The organism is Helicobacter sp. NHP19-012, assembly GCF_019703325.1.
GTDB lineage: Bacteria > Campylobacterota > Campylobacteria > Campylobacterales > Helicobacteraceae > Helicobacter > Helicobacter gastrofelis.
In genome coordinates, this window is sequence record NZ_AP024819.1 from 439625 (window position 1) to 455439 (window position 15815).

The 15815-nt window shown below is 48.1% G+C and carries 19 protein-coding genes, 3 tRNA genes and 1 pseudogene; 12 read left to right on the forward strand and 11 right to left on the reverse strand.

What is annotated here, in order from left to right; all coding sequences use genetic code 11:
* Nucleotides 1–8: 8 nt before the first annotated feature.
* Nucleotides 9–689, reverse strand: a complete 681-nt coding sequence (locus K6J74_RS02235; RefSeq protein ID WP_260321657.1) for an outer membrane protein — start codon at nt 687–689, stop codon at nt 9–11.
* Nucleotides 664–1362 carry a hypothetical protein gene (locus K6J74_RS02240; protein WP_430886787.1) on the reverse strand — a complete coding sequence of 233 codons (699 nt, stop codon included), beginning with the start codon at nt 1360–1362 and terminating at the stop codon, nt 664–666. The genes K6J74_RS02235 and K6J74_RS02240 overlap by 26 nt, the downstream gene beginning before the upstream one ends.
* Nucleotides 1363–1459: 97 nt before the next feature.
* Between K6J74_RS02240 and panB the strand changes: the two genes are divergently transcribed.
* Nucleotides 1460–2266, forward strand: coding sequence for a 3-methyl-2-oxobutanoate hydroxymethyltransferase (panB, locus tag K6J74_RS02245; protein WP_221272277.1), 807 nt, complete (start codon nt 1460–1462; stop codon nt 2264–2266).
* 1 nt (nt 2267) lies between these two features.
* Nucleotides 2268–3275: a Holliday junction branch migration DNA helicase RuvB gene (gene ruvB, locus K6J74_RS02250; RefSeq protein ID WP_221272278.1), complete on the forward strand. Its 1008-nt coding sequence runs from the start codon at nt 2268–2270 to the stop codon at nt 3273–3275.
* A gap of 18 nt (nt 3276–3293) precedes the next feature.
* Here ruvB and K6J74_RS02255 read toward each other — a convergent pair.
* A tRNA-Ala gene (locus tag K6J74_RS02255) sits at nt 3294–3369 on the reverse strand.
* 17 nt (nt 3370–3386) lie between these two features.
* Nucleotides 3387–3463, reverse strand: a tRNA-Ile gene (locus tag K6J74_RS02260).
* Nucleotides 3464–3582: 119 nt separating this feature from the next.
* Here K6J74_RS02260 and K6J74_RS02265 point away from each other — a divergent pair.
* Nucleotides 3583–4300: pseudogene (locus tag K6J74_RS02265) on the forward strand (HoxN/HupN/NixA family nickel/cobalt transporter).
* On the opposite strand, the gene K6J74_RS02270 reads toward K6J74_RS02265, so the two are convergent.
* From K6J74_RS02270 to recA, 5 genes are read right to left on the reverse strand one after another with little or no spacing between them, the layout of a single operon-like run.
* Nucleotides 4297–5175, reverse strand: coding sequence for a pseudouridine synthase family protein (locus K6J74_RS02270; RefSeq protein WP_221272279.1), 879 nt, complete (start codon nt 5173–5175; stop codon nt 4297–4299). The pseudogene K6J74_RS02265 and the gene K6J74_RS02270 sit on opposite strands and share 4 nt — an antisense overlap.
* On the reverse strand, nt 5175–6809 hold the full coding sequence (pyrG, locus tag K6J74_RS02275; RefSeq protein WP_221272280.1) for a CTP synthase: 1635 nt from the start codon (nt 6807–6809) through the stop codon (nt 5175–5177). The genes K6J74_RS02270 and pyrG overlap by 1 nt, the downstream gene beginning before the upstream one ends.
* Before the next feature lie 19 nt (nt 6810–6828).
* The gene (locus tag K6J74_RS02280) at nt 6829–7413 is read right to left on the reverse strand and encodes an AMIN domain-containing protein (RefSeq protein WP_221272281.1); all 585 of its coding nucleotides are present in this window, start codon (nt 7411–7413) and stop codon (nt 6829–6831) included.
* The gene (locus tag K6J74_RS02285; protein ID WP_221272282.1) at nt 7413–7664 is read right to left on the reverse strand and encodes a hypothetical protein; all 252 of its coding nucleotides are present in this window, start codon (nt 7662–7664) and stop codon (nt 7413–7415) included. The genes K6J74_RS02280 and K6J74_RS02285 overlap by 1 nt, the downstream gene beginning before the upstream one ends.
* A gap of 8 nt (nt 7665–7672) precedes the next feature.
* A complete protein-coding gene (gene recA, locus K6J74_RS02290) occupies nt 7673–8725 on the reverse strand; it encodes a recombinase RecA (RefSeq protein WP_221272283.1) in 1053 nt (350 codons plus the stop codon).
* 162 nt (nt 8726–8887) lie between these two features.
* Here recA and K6J74_RS08405 point away from each other — a divergent pair, with 162 nt between their 5' ends.
* The 9 genes from K6J74_RS08405 (at nt 8888) to K6J74_RS02330 (ending at nt 14950) form a co-directional block, all read left to right on the forward strand.
* Entirely contained in the window at nt 8888–9013 is a 126-nt protein-coding gene (locus tag K6J74_RS08405) for a hypothetical protein (RefSeq protein WP_260321658.1), read from the forward strand.
* A gap of 12 nt (nt 9014–9025) precedes the next feature.
* Nucleotides 9026–10831 carry a threonine--tRNA ligase gene (gene thrS, locus K6J74_RS02295; protein WP_221272284.1) on the forward strand — a complete coding sequence of 602 codons (1806 nt, stop codon included), beginning with the start codon at nt 9026–9028 and terminating at the stop codon, nt 10829–10831.
* Complete coding sequence (gene infC, locus K6J74_RS02300) at nt 10828–11340, forward strand: translation initiation factor IF-3 (RefSeq protein ID WP_221272285.1); 513 nt, start codon at nt 10828–10830, stop codon at nt 11338–11340. Before thrS ends, infC begins: the two co-directional genes overlap by 4 nt.
* A gap of 19 nt (nt 11341–11359) precedes the next feature.
* Nucleotides 11360–11551: a 50S ribosomal protein L35 gene (gene rpmI, locus K6J74_RS02305; RefSeq protein ID WP_221272286.1), complete on the forward strand. Its 192-nt coding sequence runs from the start codon at nt 11360–11362 to the stop codon at nt 11549–11551.
* A gap of 74 nt (nt 11552–11625) precedes the next feature.
* On the forward strand, nt 11626–11976 hold the full coding sequence (gene rplT, locus K6J74_RS02310) for a 50S ribosomal protein L20 (RefSeq protein WP_221272287.1): 351 nt from the start codon (nt 11626–11628) through the stop codon (nt 11974–11976).
* 152 nt (nt 11977–12128) lie between these two features.
* Nucleotides 12129–13106, forward strand: a complete 978-nt coding sequence (locus K6J74_RS02315) for an outer membrane protein (RefSeq protein ID WP_221272288.1) — start codon at nt 12129–12131, stop codon at nt 13104–13106.
* Between the two features lie 55 nt (nt 13107–13161).
* A tRNA-Sec gene (locus tag K6J74_RS02320) sits at nt 13162–13260 on the forward strand.
* A 15-nt stretch (nt 13261–13275) separates the two neighbouring features.
* Nucleotides 13276–14118: a biotin synthase gene (locus K6J74_RS02325; protein ID WP_221272289.1), complete on the forward strand. Its 843-nt coding sequence runs from the start codon at nt 13276–13278 to the stop codon at nt 14116–14118.
* A 16-nt stretch (nt 14119–14134) separates the two neighbouring features.
* The gene (locus K6J74_RS02330; protein WP_430886788.1) at nt 14135–14950 is read left to right on the forward strand and encodes a YihY family inner membrane protein; all 816 of its coding nucleotides are present in this window, start codon (nt 14135–14137) and stop codon (nt 14948–14950) included.
* On the opposite strand, the gene nusB is transcribed toward K6J74_RS02330, so the two are convergent.
* Together nusB and ribH are read right to left on the reverse strand one after the other, a co-directional pair.
* A complete protein-coding gene (gene nusB / locus K6J74_RS02335; RefSeq protein ID WP_221272291.1) occupies nt 14947–15348 on the reverse strand; it encodes a transcription antitermination factor NusB in 402 nt (133 codons plus the stop codon). The two genes, K6J74_RS02330 and nusB, sit on opposite strands and share 4 nt — an antisense overlap.
* Nucleotides 15348–15815: a 6,7-dimethyl-8-ribityllumazine synthase gene (ribH, locus tag K6J74_RS02340; RefSeq protein WP_221272292.1), complete on the reverse strand. Its 468-nt coding sequence runs from the start codon at nt 15813–15815 to the stop codon at nt 15348–15350. The genes nusB and ribH overlap by 1 nt, the downstream gene beginning before the upstream one ends.

Sequence of the window (15815 nt, forward strand, 5' to 3'; positions counted from 1 at the left end):
CAAATCCCTTAGAGTAGAAAGTTATAGCTGATGTAGTAGATGTTTCCGCCCGCAAAGGAATACGCGAAGGCGTGGCTGTATTTGAGTGGTGGGATTTTCAGCGCAAGTTCGATTCTGTGGCGGGTGTTTAGAGTGAGTGCCACCCCTAAATTGATAAGTAAGCCAAAGCCATTAGGGTTGTTCTTAGCGTTGGGGTAGTCCTTATAGCCATTCCAACCCACCCCCAACCCGCCAAAAACCCCCACGGCGTATCTTTTATGCTTGTCTATGGGTTTGTCCATCACTAAGTCCAAATCCATGGTTGCGACTTGGTAAGTGCTGGTTTGGCCCGCTTGCAACACACTCCCCGCCACCCCGCCTAAATACTCTCCATAAAAGCGTAGCCCCGCCACTTCACTACGCCCCAAATACTTTTGATAACCCACGCGCACGCCATAGAGCAAGGGAAAGCCCTTATTGGTGATCCCATTGACCTTTAGACTCGTCTCTGCGAGCACAAAACCCAAGAACACACCGCTCTTTTTCCTAGCCATTTCTTGATCTAACTTGGCTTGTTTGGCTTCGTAAAGCTGCCCTTTGAGCATGTAGATCGTGAATTGTTTTTCTTGCACGGCTGACCTTGCACTAAGCACACACAACACACAAGCGCATAAAATGAGGGGCTTAAAAAACATATTGGTAACCGACATGCACAATCCCCCCCCACCACGAAATGTCCCTATTGGCGAGCAATTTAAACTCTAACTCCACGCGGTTATGCCCAAACACCGTAAAAGCCACCCCCGTGTTTGCCATCATCCCAAAAAACGAGTTGGTGCTGATCCCCTGCGCGACCACACCCACGCCCACACCGATGATGAAACCCACAGACAGATACCGCCCCACATAGGGCAATACAGGGTCGATCATCAAATCCGCATTCAACATGGTGCTTTGGTAGGCGATGCGTCCAAAATGTGATTGCTTGGGCACGCCCCCAATGTATTCGATATAAATACGCCTGCCAACGACATTAGGGCGAAAAGTCTTAGCAAATAAGGAAGGGCGGAAGGTTTGGTAACCAAAGCGCACCCCAATCGCCCATAGGTAGTTGAGGTTATTGCCCGTGATAGTGGCACTGCCTGTGCGCTCCCTAATTTGGTTGTTGTAAAAAAAACCCGTGCTAAGCCCGATCATCAAACCTGTTTTTTTCTCGGCATCTTGGATATCGGTGATGAGTTGTTTCACTTGTTTATCGCTGTAAGCTTCGTAGAACTTAATGTATTTATAATACTTGGGGTCTAAGTGTTCGTAATCAATTTGATCCGCCCCCCATAAAAAAAGCGGCAAAAGCAAAAAGGGGGCAAAAGCCCCACTATTTATTCTCAATCATCACTCCAAACAGCTTAAAGTGCGTGCATGCATTTTTAGCCCTATCATAGCATTTTAAAGGTAAAATGTCCTAAAAACTAGGCTGTCTATGAAAAAAATCACCCTAAACACCCTCTATGCCAAAAAGCACCCCAAAGAGGGCAACCAAGCTACCAAAATCAGCGCGATCACCGCTTACGATACCCTCTTTGCTTCCATTTTTGACCCCATTGTTGATTTAATCTTAGTGGGTGATAGCTTGAATATGAGCTTTAATGGCAAGCCAGACACCCTGAGCGCAAACATGGATTTAATGCTTTATCACACTAAGGCGGTGTGTCAAGGGGCGAAACGGGCGTTTGTGGTGGCAGACATGCCCTATGGTAGCTACACCACCGAACAACAAGCCGTTAAAAACGCCTTGCGTTTTTACCAAGAAAGCCTGGCCGATGCGATCAAACTAGAGGGCGGGGTGCAAAAAGCCCCCATCATCAAGGCTTTAGTGCGTGAGGGCGTGGCGGTGGTGGGGCATGTGGGGCTCTTGCCCCAAAGTGTACGGGGTGTGGGGGGGTATAAGATTGTGGGTAAAAACCAAGAGAGCGCACAGCAAGTTTTAGAGGACGCTTTGGCAGTGCAAGAGGCAGGGGCTAGCTTAGTTGTCTTAGAGGGCGTGGTTTCTAGCGTAGCCCAAGAAATTAGCGCGAAATTAGACATCCCCACCATTGGCATCGGCAGCGGGGCGGGCTGCGATGGGCAGATTTTAGTCTTTAGCGACATGCTAGGACTCTTTAGCGCCTTTAAACCTAAGTTTGTGCGCACCTACCTAGAGGGGGCAAACTTAATCCAAGAAGCCCTAAAACGCTATGTGGGCGACATCCAAACGGGCAACTTCCCCAGCCCTGAAGAGAGCTACTAAAATGGATCGGGTTGTCAATTTAGAAAAGCTGGAGTTTGAAGAGCAAGAGAACACGAGCTTAAGACCGCATTTATGGCAAGAATACATCGGGCAAGAACCCTTAAAAAAGCTCTTGCAAGTGTCCATCAACGCCACAAAAAAACGGGGCGACACACTGGATCACATCTTATTTTTTGGACCCCCCGGTCTGGGTAAAACCACTTTAAGCCACATCATCGCTAAGGAACTCAACATCCCGATTAAGGTCACCACCGCCCCCATGATTGAAAAAACGGGGGATTTAGCCGCCCTGCTCACCAACCTTAAGCCCCAAGAAATTTTATTCATCGATGAAATCCACCGCCTAAGTCCGGCGATTGAAGAGGTGCTTTATCCGGCGATGGAAGATTTTAGGCTAGACATCATCATCGGCTCTAAGGCAGCGGCACAGACGATCAAGATCGATTTAGCCCCCTTTACGCTCATCGGGGCGACCACAAGGGCGGGCATGTTAAGCAACCCCCTAAGGGATCGCTTTGGCATGCATTTTCGTATGGAGTTTTACAGCATAGAAGAGTTGCAAGCCATCATCACGCAGGCGAGTTTAAAACTCAAAAAACCCATTGAACCGCCCGCAAGTTTAGAGATCGCTAAACGCTGTCGGGGTACGCCTCGAATTGCCCTACGCCTTTTAAAACGGGTGCGCGACTTTGCGGATAGCTTCAACGAAGCGCAAATCAATTTAAAGACCACACAGCATGCCCTAGAGGCTTTGGGCGTGGATATGCATGGGCTAGATAACCTAGATTTGCGCTATTTAAATTTGCTTGTGGGGGCAAAAGGGCGAGCTTTGGGGCTAAACACCCTAGCGGCGAGCATGCACGAGGATGAAAGCACGCTTGAAGAGGTCATTGAGCCCTTTTTGCTGGCTAATGGCTACTTGGAGCGCACCGCTAAAGGGCGTATCGCCACGCCTAAGACCTATGAAGCCTTGAAGTTAAAACCTATTAGGCATTTTCTATTCGATTGAGTTTTAATTAAGCGGAAATGGTGGAGGATAGCGGGCTCGAACCGCTGGCCTCCTGCGTGCAAAGCAGGCGCTCTCCCAGCTGAGCTAATCCCCCAAACAGAGTTTTAAAGATGGTGGGCTTAAGAGGACTTGAACCTCTGACCTCACCCTTATCAGGGGTGCGCTCTAACCACCTGAGCTATAAGCCCTTAAGTCTTTCAACCTAAAAGGGTATACCTTATCCTAGCTTTTCTAAAATTTAGCTGAAATATACATGGCTAAGCTACAATGGCAATACCACTAAAATTTTAGAAGAATAAGGTTTAAAATGCGTTTATGGCTACCCTATGTATTAGCGGTTTTATTTTTACACATTTTGGGGCTGGTGTTGCTGGTTTTGGCACACAACCCCGTGTTACGGCGTGGCCATCACGGCTTACTTAGGCACAAAGCACGCCTTTGATGCCGACCACATCACCTGTATCGACAACACCATCCGCAAACTCTCGCAACAAAAGCAAAACCCTATGGGTGTGGGCTTTTACTTCTCAATGGGGCACTCTAGCGTGGTGATTGTGATGACAATTATTACAGCTTTAGCCCTGCACTGGGCAAAAGAGCACACCCCCATGCTCGCACAGATTGGCGGGGTGGTGGGGACTTTGGTTTCGGGCTTTTTCTTACTCGTGGTGGGGGTGCTAAATGGCGTGATTTTAATCGACCTGTTTAAAGTCTTTAAACACACCCGCCACAACACCCATCACGATCAAGAAGCCCTAGAAAAGCTTTTGCAAGAGCGCAGACTCTTAAACCGCACCATCACAAGTTTGGGCGTGCTAGTGGCTCTACTCATTGGCTTGATTGAGCTGTTTCAAGTGCTAAGCAAAAAGTTGCATTGGGAGCTTAGCTGGTTTTTAGGCTACCTCCAGCATTTGGACTTTGGGGATTTAGGCTTTTACTTGGTGGGTTTGTTTGTGCCGGTGTGGGGGATTTCGTTTGCAATTTGGCATTTAAGCGGGTTAGAAAAGGCAGCCCAAAACGCCTAGTTTAGGCGCAAGTGGTAGTGCAAGCCATACAGGCTAAAATTTAAACCCACCGCTTCTAGGGCTAACTCAGTTTTATAACGCCCAAATGCGCCCAAAAAGTCCGCCTTTTTCGCGTCTAAATACGCCCTTGCGTGGCTATCATCAATGTAAAGTGGTTCGCCCACAAGGGGGTAACCAAGTGCGCTTAGATGCAAGCGGATTTGGTGGGTGCGCCCGGTTAGGGGGGTAACTTTTAAGTGGGTTTGGTCGGTCTTGGAGTCGTAGCTTTGGATTTCTATGGTGGTGGCGCTGAATTTGCCTTGTGGATCGATTTTAGAGCGCACGCCTAAATCCCCCCGTATGCTCGAGGGCTCTAAAATAGGCAAGAGCACACTAAATGCCCCTTTGGCATACTTATGCAAATCCCCCACAACGCTAGCGTAGTAGGTCTTTTGGACGCGCCTAGAGCTAAACAGCTCCCTCAAAGGCTTTTCGTGCGCCTTGGCTTGGCTGGCTAAAATCAATCCGCTAGTTTCATAATCTAGGCGGTGGATCAGGCGGGCGTGGGGGTTGTTGGCGTAAATGCTTTCATACAGGCTATGCGTGGTGTAGTTTTTAGGGTGGCTGTAAAGGTTTTTGGGCTTGTGGTAAAGGGCAAAATAGGGGGTGGTGAAAATGGGGGCAAATTCGGGGCAAGCAGTGGGCTTAAAAAAGAGCAAGCGCACGGGTTCGTTTAAGATTTGCGCTTTTTTAAGCCTTTGACCGCTTAGGGTGGTTAAACGCCCCCGGTCTATGTAGCTTTGGGCTTGTTTGGGATTGCAGGCTAAAACTTCGGCGACAAACTTTGCCGCCTTAATGGGGGCTTTGGGCGTGAAAACTTCAGCGACAAAGGGCATTACATGCAGGCTTGCACGAACGCTTTAAAGAGTGGGTTGGGGGCGATGAGCCTTGAAGTAAACTCGGGGTGGTATTGCACGCCCAAAAAGAAGCGAGCACCTTTTAATGCCATCGCCTCCGTTAAATTTTGGCTGTGATCAAAGCTTTGCCCCACGACCTCTAAGCCGTGTTTGGCGTAGTCCTCTAAATAGGCGGGGTTAATGGTGTAGCGGTGGCGGTGGCGCTCGAACACCTCTAGGGCGTTGTAGGCTTTGGCAATGGGCGAGCCCTCTTTGAGTGTGATTTTATGTGTGCCTAGGCGCATGCTTGAGCCCTTGTGCGTGGTGTGCGCTTGGCTTTCTAGTAGGTCAATGACTTTATGGGGGGCATCTTGATCAAATTCGCTGGAATGTGCCCCCTTTAAGCCCAACACATGGCGGGCAAACTCCACAACCATCAACTGCGCCCCCAAGCACACCCCAAAGAAAGGTTTTTTATGTTCTCTGGCATAGGTAATGGCATTGATCATCCCCTCAACCCCCCTAGAACCAAAGCCTCCGGGGACTAAAATGCCATCCACACCTTGCAAAGCGTTTGCCACGCGCTCTTTGAGCTGTGCGCGGCTCTCTCCCGTTTTAAGCTCCAATCCCTCGCTATTGACAAAGACAGGTTCTACCTTGACTTTTAAATGCGCCCCCACACAAACCATGCTCTCTAAAAAGCTTTTGTAAGATTCGCTCAAATGCACATACTTACCCACAAAGGCAATTTTTAAAGTTCGTTGGGGGTTTAAAATATTATGCACGAGCTCCGCCCACAGCTCTAGTTGCCGTTTGTCTAGCGTGGCTTGGATGCCAAAATATTTAAACAACGCCTCTAAAAGCCCCTCTTGTAGGTAGTTGGTGGGGCAGGCGTAGATGGTGGGCGCATCTTTGGCTTGGATCACATTAGACACAGGCACATCGCAACTACTAGCGATTTTGGCTTTTAAATCTGTCCCCAAATCTTGGCTACAACGGGCTAAAATGATGTTTGCGCTCACGCCCAAACGGCGCAACTCAATGATAGAGTGTTGCGTGGGCTTGGTTTTGAGCTCTTGACTGGTGGCAATGAAGGGGACTAAAGTTACGTGGATATTGGCGACTTGTTTAGAGCCTAGCGCGCTTTTAAGCTCCCTAATGGCTTCTAAGTAGACCATGCCCTCAATGTCGCCCACCGTGCCGCCCACTTCTACGATCAAAAAGTCCTTGCCTTGCCCAAGTTTTAAAATCCGCTCTTTAATTTCCTCCACAATGTGCGGGATCACCTGAATCGTTTTGCCTAAATATTTGCCCTCGCGCTCTTTTTCAATCACACTTAAATAAATCTGCCCCGTGGTGAAGTTGTTTTCTTTGGAGAAGTCTTTGTTTAAAAAGCGTTCGTAGTGCCCGATGTCAAGGTCTGTTTCGCTCCCATCGGCAGTAACAAAAACCTCGCCATGCTCAAAGGGGCTAAGCGTGCCCGGGTCGATGTTGATGTAGGGGTCGATCTTCAACATATCCACTTTAAAATGGCAAAGTTTCAATAAATGCGCTAAAGAGCTGGAAGCCACACCCTTGCCAAGAGAACTTAGCACCCCACCCGTAATAAAAATAAATTTAGTCGCAACAGACATTGGTGTAATCCTTGTAAAATTAGTGCAGATCGATCACTAAGTAGTCGTTTTTCTGCTCGATCTTGTATTGGTATTGCCCATCTAGCACGATAGAAAAGCGGTAAAAATTGTCGTGGGTTTCTATGGCAATGTTGTTAACATATTCTTCATCCACCTGCACTTTTTGTCTAAAATCCTGTTCATCGCGGTCGGTGTCTAACACAATGCGGTAAGGGTTAATCAGCACAAAAGAGCGTTGGATTTTATGCGCCGTGTGTAGATAGAGCTTGTTCTCGTGTATCCAAAAATCAAACGCGCCCACCCGAAATATCTTGCCTTGCTTGCCTAAGATCGCGGCTTGTTGGGTCACCTTAATGGGGTAGTGCCAATCGATGCGCTGATTCACATCCACGCTTTCAGTGTGTGTGGAAGCGTCCAAAGTCTTGTAGGTCAAAGTAACTTTGGTTAAAATCCGAGCGGTGCTAGGCAAATTGACATTGACATAGCGGAAGTAGTCGGGGACTTCATCGCCCAGTGCCGTCTGCCCCACATTTTTAGATGGCTCAAAAGGGTTTTCTCTAGCAACCAAAGCCATGAGTAATAAAGACACCCACCACTTAGACATTAAAACCGCCTATTTTTCGGGGGTTCTAATTCCTTAAGCTCAAAGAGTTTTTTTTGCAATTTGGCGTTTTCGTATTGCAAATTCTGCACCTTTTCATACAAGGTAACTTGCTTGCGCTTGAGACCCATAAGCACTTCCAGCGAATTATCCCCGAAGAACAAACAGCCCACATACACTCCTAGAGCTACAACAAGCCCAAAAACAATAAAAAGCCCCCGATAAGCGTAGAGCCACTGCCACACTTGCCACACTAAAGTCCTTAGTCTAGTTCTGTATGGCTAGGCTCGGGACTTTCTGGTGCACTAGGTTCTGCCAAAGCGGGGCGTTCAAAGAACTTACCTCGGATCTTTTCGGCGATCTCGTGGGCGAGCTCGGGCTCGTTTTTGAGCGTGAGTTTGGCCGCCTCTCTGCCCTGCCCTAGTTTTCGATCTTGGTAGCTAAACCACGCCCCGGATTTTTCCACAAAGTCCAACTTCACGCCGTAGTCGATGAGCTCCCCCTCAAAGCTGATCCCACTGCCATACATCACATCAAACTCGGCTTCTTTGAAGGGTGGGGCGACCTTGTTTTTCACCACCTTGACGCGCACCCGATTACCGATGGGTTGCTCGTTTTGTTTGAGCGTGGCGATACGGCGGATGTCGATGCGCACACTCGCATAGAATTTTAAGGCATTACCCCCCGTGGTGGTTTCCGGGCTGCCATAGCCCATTGTCCCGATTTTCATGCGGATTTGGTTGATGAAAATCAAAGTGGTGTTCATCTTGTGCAAAATGCCCGTGATTTTACGCAGAGCTTGGCTCATCAAGCGGGCTTGCAAGCCCACATGCTGATCGCCCATATCCCCCTCGATCTCGGCTCTGGGCGTGAGTGCCGCCACTGAGTCGACCACAATCACATCCACTGCCCCCGTGCGCGCTAAGGTTTCTAAAATTTCTAGGGCTTCCTCGCCCGTGTCGGGCTGAGAGATGAGTAGGTTATCTGTATCCACTCCAAGACTTTTAGCGTATTTGACATCTAGCGCATGCTCAGCATCAATAAAAGCACATGCCCCCCCGTTTTTTTGCGCTTGCGCCACGACATGCAAGGTCAAGGTCGTTTTCCCGCTCGACTCAGGTCCATAGATTTCGACAATCCGCCCCCTAGGCACGCCCCCAATGCCTAAAGCCACATCCAGCCCCAAAGACCCCGTAGAAATGCCCTCAATGTGCTCGACCTCGCGATCGCCCAAACGCATTAAAGCCCCCTTGCCAAAGGCTTTATCGATCTGCCTAATGGCAGATTCAATCGCCTTTTGTTTTTGCTCGTCCATAACACCCCTTCAACAAAAATTTAGCCTAGATTCTAACAAAACAATGACTAAAATCAACTTACAATGGCTAAAATCAACTTAGAATGGACACTGGCTTTAAACAAAGGTTTAACTTTCATGTGGCAGAATTGGGGCAGTTTTTTTGTAAAATTTTAGGCAGATATGCGCGCTTACTTTAGCCTTGTTTTTGCGTTGTGTTTATGTGGGTGCTTGCAGCCTATGGATGGTCCACAAGCCGAGAAAGTGGATCGCCAAGTGCAATGCGGGTTTGGCTCGAGTGGGTGCTAGTTAAGGATTGGTTTGGCAGAACAGATAGGCGTTAAGAAAGAGGGGGAGATTTATGATTTACAGACTTTGGCAGTCCACGAGGGTGAGGCGGTTTATTTTGGCGACAACGATCCAGCCCTAGAGATCATCCGCCACTCATGCGCCCACTTGCTGGCGCAAGCCATTAAGCAACTTTACCCCGATGCGCAGTTTTTTGTGGGTCCTGTGGTGGCTGAGGGCTTTTACTACGATTTTAAGACTTCTACTAAAATCAGCGAAGAGGATTTAGGGCGCATTGAAGAGCGCATGCGCACCATTGCCAAAAATAAACACCCCATCACCAAGAGCACCATGACCCGTAAAAAGGCGTTGGAGAAGTTTAAAAATGACCCCTTAAAGCACGCTGTGATGTCAAGGATTGAGGGGGATTCTTTTAGCGTGTATTCTCAAGGGGAGTTTGAGGACTTGTGTCGAGGTCCACACTTACCCCACACGGGATTACTTCAGCATTTTAAACTCACCAAATTAGCCGGGGCGTATCTAGGGGGCGATGAAAACGCGGAAATGTTGCAGAGGATTTATGGGATTGCCTTTGCCACAAAAGAGGCATTAAAAGAGTATTTGTTTCAGCTAGAGGAAGCCAAAAAGAGGGATCACCGCAAATTAGGGCAAGAATTAGGGCTGTTTTGCTTTAACGAGGATTTAGGGGCGGGGCTGCCTATTTGGCTACCTAGTGGCATGCGTTTGCGCCAGCGGATTGAAAATTTACTAAGCAAAGCCCTTTTAAAGTATGGCTACGAACCCGTACGTGGACCCGAGATTTTAAAGAGCTCTTTGTGGCAAACAAGCGGACATTACCAAAACTACAAAGAGAACATGTATTTTACGACCATTGATGAGGTCGAATACGGCATTAAGCCCATGAACTGCGTAGGACACATTAAAGTCTACGAGCACGCCCTGCATTCTTATAAAGATTTGCCCCTGCGCTTTTACGAGTATGGCGTGGTGCACCGGCATGAAAAAAGCGGAGTCTTGCACGGGCTTTTAAGGGTAAGGGAATTTACCCAAGATGATGCGCATATCTTTTGCCGTTTTAACCAAATTAAAGCCGAAGTGTTGGCGATTTTGGAGTTCACTAAAAAAGTCATGGGAGTCTTTGGCTTTAGCTATGAAATGGAGCTTTCCACCAAGCCTACAAAACACATCGGCGAGGCGCACATTTGGGAGCAAGCCACCAAAGCCCTAAAAGAAGCCCTAGAGGAACAACACATCCCCTTTGGCATCGATGAGGGCGGAGGGGCGTTTTATGGACCAAAGATCGACATTAAAATCACCGATGCGATCAAGCGCAAATGGCAATGTGGCACGGTGCAAGTGGATATGAATTTGCCCGAGAGGTTTAACCTGAGCTACGCCAATGAGCAAGACCAAGAGGAAAGACCCGTGATGATCCACAGAGCGATCTTAGGCTCGTTTGAACGCTTCATTGCGATTTTAACCGAACACTACGGGGGCAATTACCCCTTTTTTATCGCCCCTGTGCAAATCGCTTTAGTGCCTGTATCGCCCGATCAGCTAGAGTACGCCAAAGCCCTAAAAGCCGAGTTGGTGGAGCTGGGGCTTTTTGTGCAATTAGCAGATAAAAACGAAACCCTGAATAAGCGTATCCGCACCCTTGAAAAGCAGAAAATCCCCTTTATTGCGGTGCTAGGGCAACAAGAGGTGGCGCAAGAGAGCGTAGCGGTGCGCGATCGCGCCCTAGGGCAACAATACAGCTTAAGCAAGGTAGAATTTAAACAACAAATGGAGGCTAAAATGCAAGAGGTCAGTTTTTGAGTAAGGATGTGCTGTTAAACGATGCGATCCACTTTAAGGAGGTGCGCTGTGTGGGCGATGGAGGCGAACAATTTGGAATCATTTCTTCAGTCGAGGCGTTAAAAATCGCCCACAGCCAAGGTTTGGACTTGGTGCTGATTTCAGCCAGTGCCAAACCCCCCGTGTGTAAAGTCATGGATTATGGCAAGTTTTGCTACCAAAGCGAGAAAAAGCAAAAAGAAGCCAAGAAAAAACAGAAGCAAATCGAGATCAAAGAGATCAAACTCTCCACCCAGATCGCCCAAAACGACATCAACTACAAAGTCAAGCACGCCAGAGAGTTCATTGAGGCGGGCAAGCATGTTAAGTTTAAGGTGGTGTTAAGGGGGCGCGAGAACAACGACCCCAAAGCCGGGCTAGCCGTGTTGCAAAAAGTGGGCGAAATGATGAGCGACATCGCCAACGCTGATAAAGAGCCCAAGATGGAAGGGCGTTTTGTTATGTGGCTTTTTGTCCCCCAAAAGAAGTAAATTTTAAGAAAGGAGAAACATGCCAAAGATGAAAACCAACCGTGGAGCGGCTAAACGCTTCAAGGTGAAAAAAAATCTCATCAAGCGGGGCAGTGCGTTTAAAAGCCATATTTTAACCAAAAAAAGCCCCCAGAGAAAAGCGAATTTAAACGCCCCCCACTATGTGCACTCTACAAACTTGCGCTCTGTGGCTGGGCTTTTATGTCAGTAAGCCTTAAGTTTCCCCCTTCAGGCAAAAGCCAAAAAGGGCAAGTTGAATCAACACCTCAAAGGTAAAGGAAAAATATGAGAGTCAAAACCGGTGTGGTGCGCCGCCGCCGCCACAAGAAAGTTTTAAAGCTCGCCCGTGGATTTTACAGCGGGCGTAGAAAGCATTTTAGAAAAGCCAAAGAGCAATTAGAGCGCAGTTTATGCTACGCCTTTAGGGATCGCAAACAGAAAAAACGCGCATTTAGAAGCCTTTGGATCGTGCGTATCAACGCCGCTTGCCGCATGCGCAACACGAGTTATGCGCGTTTCATGCACGCTTTAAAAAGGGCGCACATTGAGCTGGATCGCAAAATCTTAGCCGACATGGCGATGAACGATGCCGCCGCCTTTGACGCTTTAGTTGAGCAAATTAAAGCCCATCTTTAGAAAATATGGCAATGGTTTTACGCCATTGCTATAAAAATTGTTTTTGTAACATTATGTTTTTCTAATGGTTTTTTTGTGTTTTTATATTTTTTATTAACGCCATTATGCTAGAATAGTGGTCCATAGGTCTATTAAATTATAAGGAACTTTAAATGAGAAGGACGATTATAGCTATCCCCTTAGCGGCGGCTTTACTGAGCGCAGCAGATGAGCCCAAACCGGTGCAGAGTGCCCCAACGCCTACGCCCGATCAAGCGGTGCAGACGCAAAAACCTCCAGCACCCACCCCTACAACGCAAAACCCAACGCCTGCACCTAGCCAGGCGGTGCAAGTGCAAAAGCCCCTAACACCTGCCCCTAAGCAAGAGGCGCAAAAGTCAGTCCCTGCTAAGGTGCGTGTAGGCACAACCCAACGCGGCGAAAGAAACGCCTTTTTTGTGGGGGCGGACTACCAGCTAGGCATGATGACCTCCACTGAACAGGCTTGTGCAACTAGTGCGCAATGTTCTTCGGGGGATGGGCTTACCACCGGCAAATGGGGCAACATGGGTAGCACAAATTTTAGGGGGACTTTAAATAGCCTCTCCCATGTAACCAATGGGTTTGGCATTGTGCTTGGTTACAAGCACTTCTTTAAAAAGTTGCCCGAATTTGGCTTGCGCTACTACGGCTTTTTTGACTATGCGGATTCGGAATACCACTACTTTAACAAGATCGGTCCTAGTGGTTGGGAACAAAATAATTACCACCAAACCAATATTTTTGCCTATGGGGTCGGCACGGATATGCTTTTCAACCCCAAAAGGTTCAATAAAGAGAACTTCCACTTTGGCTTTTTTGCGGGCGTGGCGATCGGTGGAACTTCTTGGGGACCCAAAAACTTGGATTATTACCACTTGGCGGGAGAATACGGTGGGCATATCAGGGAGTCGAGCTTTAACTTTTTTGTCAATGGTGGGATCCGCTTTGGCACGAAACACAATGGCTTTGAGGTCGGGATTAAAATCCCCACAATCCCCACAAACTACTACGCTCTAAATTACCGCTCTTCCGTTAAGCCTGGCACGCCTTACAGGGCTAATTTGCAGCGTAACTTTGTCTTCTACTGGCGTTATATCGTCAGCTTCTAAGCTTACTCCCTTTTTTTCAGCAAAGCCCCTAGTGGGGTCCCCCTTGGGGGTCGGTGGGGAGCATGCGACACTGGTGTGTGCCTTGGGCTTCAAACCCACAGAGCGTTTAGGTGTTCTAGGCGCTGCAAAGTTCGATTCTTTGGCTCTCTCGCCACTATAAAGGTCATCTATGCGAGAAATTTTTTTATGTTCTATATCAAATGTCAGCAGTGGGGACTGCCCTGAAGATTGCGCCTACTGCACGCAAAGCGCACACCACCAAGGCAAAATCCGCCGCTACAAATACAAAAAGCCCGAAGAGGTCCTAGAAGAGGCGAAGTATTTGCACTCTTTGGGGGCTCTGGGCTTTTGTTTGGTAACCTCTGGGCGTGGGCTTGATGATCAAAAATGCGCATACATCGCTAATCTTGCCCAAAGCATTAAAAAGGAAGTGCCCCATTTGCACCTCATCGCCTGCTGTGGGCGCGCAGACATACAGAGCCTAAAGCACCTCAAAAAGCATGGCGTGGATAGCTACAACCACAATTTAGAAACCGCGCAAAACTTCTTTCCTAACATTTGCACCACCCACACATGGGAAGAGCGCTTTGAAACCTGCGAGAATGCCCTAAGAGCGGGCTTGCTCTTGTGCTCAGGCGGGATTTTTGGGCTGGGCGAGAGTTTTAACGATCGCATTGAGCTGCTACGCACTTTGCAATCACTCACGCCTGCCACCACGCCCATTAACTTTTTTATCCCAAGCCCCTCTTTACCCATTAAAGAAAAAATCATGGGGGCAGAAGAAGCCCTAGAGTGCTTGGCTCTAGCCAAAGAGTTTTTACCCAAAACCAAGCTTATGGTCGCTGGGGGTAGGGAAGTGGTCTTTGGCGCAAATCAAAGAGAAATCTTTGATTGCGGGGTGGATGCGATTGTGCTTGGCGACTATCTAACCGCTAAGGGGGACGCGCCTAAAAAAGACTTAGAAATGCTTGCCAACTACGGGTTTGCCATCGCCACAAGTTGCGATGGGTAAGAGGTTTTTAGAGTTTTTGATACACATGTGGGGGGGGATTTTAGGTTGTGTCTATGCGTGCAACCACCTTTTAAGCGCACGCCTGAAACGCCATTTTGAAGAAATGCCCATCGTCTTTTACTACGCCTCCTCTCTTAGCTTTTACACGATTTTATCCCTCTCGCCCATTTTATTATTTATCGCTCTAGTCTTTGTGAGCCCCTTTGCCGAAACTTTTTCAGTCGAAAGGCTCTTTTTACCCGACAGCCCCGACTTTATGAAAATGACCCGCTCGTTTTTAAAATCCTTCACACAAAATAACCGCACTTTGGGCTTTATAGAAATTGCCTCCATTGCGATTGCTTTCTTTTTATTCTGCGAGAACTACCGCTACATCGCCTCTAAGATTTTCAACGCCGAACCTAGGGATTACTTCAACTTTAAAGGCAGGCGTATTTTTGTCTTTTGGGGCTTTGGGACAGGCATTGTCTTTATCCTTGTCCTACCCTTAATTTTATTCTACGATTTACAAGTGCAAAATCTCACTAGGGGCTGGTTGCTCTCTTTGTTGCACTGGCTAGGCACTTATCTTTTTTTTTACCTGCTCTTCATCATCCCCACAAACAAGACTTTTAAACACCCTTTAACTCCCCTATTTTGGAGTCTAGTTACCAGCCTTTGTTGGAATTTAATGAAATGGGGCTTTGTCTACTATGTTTTATTTAACCGCACCTACCACGAGTTGTATGGCTCGGTGTCGATTCTGTGGTTTTTAATGTCCTACATTTATGTGTCGTGGTTACTTTTGCTCTTTGGCATGTATGCTTGTGCTGTGAGCGATGAAACAAGTTAGCTTTGTCTTTTAGCCAAATGATCCAACACGGCATTCACCAATCTGGGGGCGTTGTCCTCCCCATAGGCTTTGGCAAGCTCAACCGCCTCATTGATCACCACCGCCGGCTTGGTTTGGGTGTGTAAAATCTCGTAAGCCCCCAAACGCAAGATCGCACGCTCCATACGCCCGATGCGCTTTAAATCCCAATCCTTTAAAAGTGGCTGCAAGGCGGCATCTAGGGCGTGCATCTGCTCTAAAACCCCACCTAAAAGCTCTAGGGCAAAGCGCTGTTGGGCGTTTCTAATTTTCTTTTCTTCTAAGAGCGTGGGGGCGACTTTAAATATCTCTGTATTGCCGCTATCATAGGCATAGAGTAAGCCCGCCACCGCCTCCCTAGCTTGGCTACGGGTTGCCATTAAAACACGCTGTAAAGACTAAGAAGTTCGATGAGGGTGTCCATCGCCGCTGCCCCTTTATTGCCCGCCTTTGTGCCGGCGCGCTCTAGGGCTTGTTCGATACTATCCGTGGTGAGTAGTCCAAAGCTCACGGGCAAGCCATATTTTAGGGTCGTGTTGGCAATGCCCTTAGTCGCCTCCGCACTCACATAATCAAAATGTGGCGTTGCCCCCCGAATCACCGCCCCTAAGACACAGACCCCATCGTATCTTTGTGAGCCTAAGAGTTTATCCAGCACAAAGGGCAATTCATACGCCCCGGGCACTTTCACCAAAGTGAGTTTTTTTAAATCGCCTCCATGCCGTTTAAAGCAATCTAGCGCCCCTTCCACGAGGCGGTCTGTGATGAGGTGGTTAAAGCGGGCAACCAAAATAGCGACCCTCTCACTTCCCTTTAAAACAAGTTGCCCCTCTAATGTGTGGTGCAT